We start from the raw sequence: 1839 nt of genomic DNA on the forward strand, positions 1-1839 counted from the left end.
CTGCCTGGCTGCCGGAGCAGATCGTGGCCGCGCTATTGGTCAATGTAAATACCGGGGCTGGCTGCACCCGAACCGTCACTACCTGGTTCACCGGTGTCAGAGGACACGGGGGTGTTGTCAGAGGGGTCGTGACGTTGAATGTGTATACCACATCGATCGGAGCATTGGTCGTGTTCGTCAGCGTCTCGGCCAATGTATTGCCGTTGGTAAACACGGTCGTGCCGGCTACCACCGTTCCGCCCGTTACCGATCCATAGCTGACGCTCACCACATTGATGCGGTGGCCCGAAGTCGGACTTGTGAATGCGATGTTGGTCGCCGCACCGCTGCAGATGTTGGATGCGTTGTTGGTGGCCGTAAAGGTCGGGTTGGGATTCACCACCACGCTGGCGGTTTGAGTCGCGCTCGGTCCGCACGATCCTACGATCGCTTCGAAGGTGTATACTACCGTCACCGGCGAGTTGGTGTTGTTCACCAGCACTTCGGTGATCTGCTGACCATTGGTATATAGCGCACCCGCCGTGAGTGTACCGGTAACCGCCCCATAGCTCACGTTCTGCAGACGCACCTGCGCTCCGGTCACCGGTGTGTTGAGGGTGATCGCTGCCTGGCTGCCGGAGCAGATCGTGGCCGCGCTATTGGTCAATGTAAATACCGGGGCTGGCTGCACCCGAACCGTCACTACCTGGTTCACCGGTGTCAGAGGGCACGGGGGTGTTGTCAGAGGGGTCGTGACGTTGAATGTGTATACCACATCGATCGGAGCATTGGTCGTGTTCGTCAGCGTCTCGGCCAATGTATTGCCGTTGGTAAACACGGTCGTGCCGGCTACCACCGTTCCGCCCGTTACCGATCCATAGCTGACGCTCACCACATTGATGCGGTGGCCCGAAGTCGGACTTGTGAATGCGATGTTGGTCGCCGCACCGCTGCAGATGTTGGATGCGTTGTTGGTGGCCGTAAAGGTCGGGTTGGGATTCACCACCACGCTGGCGGTTTGAGTCGCGCTCGGTCCGCACGATCCTACGATCGCTTCGAAGGTGTATACTACCGTCACCGGCGAGTTGGTGTTGTTCACCAGCACTTCGGTGATCTGCTGACCATTGGTATATAGCGCACCCGCCGTGAGTGTACCGGTAACCGCCCCATAGCTCACGTTCTGCAGACGCACCTGCGCTCCGGTCACCGGTGTGTTGAGGGTGATCGCTGCCTGGCTGCCGGAGCAGATCGTGGCCGCGCTATTGGTCAATGTAAATACCGGGGCTGGCTGCACCCGAACCGTCACTACCTGGTTCACCGGTGTCAGAGGACACGGGGGTGTTGTCAGAGGGGTCGTGACGTTGAATGTGTACACCACATCGATTGGAGCATTGGTCGTGTTCGTCAGCGTCTCGGCCAATGTATTGCCGTTGGTAAATGTGGTCGTGCCGGCTACCACCGTTCCGCCCGTCACCGATCCATAGCTGACGCTCACCACGTTGATACGATGGCCCGAAGTCGGACTCGTAAAGGCGATGTTGGTCGCCGCACCGCTGCAGATGTTGGATGCGTTGTTGGTGGCTGTGAAGGTCGGATTCGGATTGACACGGATCGTAAACGATGCGGTCGAACCGGCGCATGCACCGTATGCAGGAGTAACGATGATGGTTGCGGTCACAGGCGAGTTGCCGTTGTTCACTGCCGTGAACGCTGCGATGTTGCCGCTGCCGCTGGCCGGAAGACCGATCGAAGGGGTATCGTTGGTCCAGCTGTAACCCGTCGCCGTTCCGCTGAACGTCACCGCCGCCGTCGATGAACCGTTGCACAGTTCCTGGCTGGCGATCGCATTCACCGAAGGGG

Annotated in this window: 1 protein-coding gene; it reads right to left on the reverse strand. The window is 59.3% G+C overall.

The features are described from left to right. Window positions 1-1839: PKD-like domain-containing protein (locus tag AABK37_RS41210; protein WP_432557147.1), on the reverse strand; the 1839-nt coding region annotated here is incomplete at both ends.

The organism is Tolypothrix sp. VBCCA 56010, assembly GCF_050875635.1.
Lineage (GTDB): Bacteria > Cyanobacteriota > Cyanobacteriia > Cyanobacteriales > Nostocaceae > Hassallia.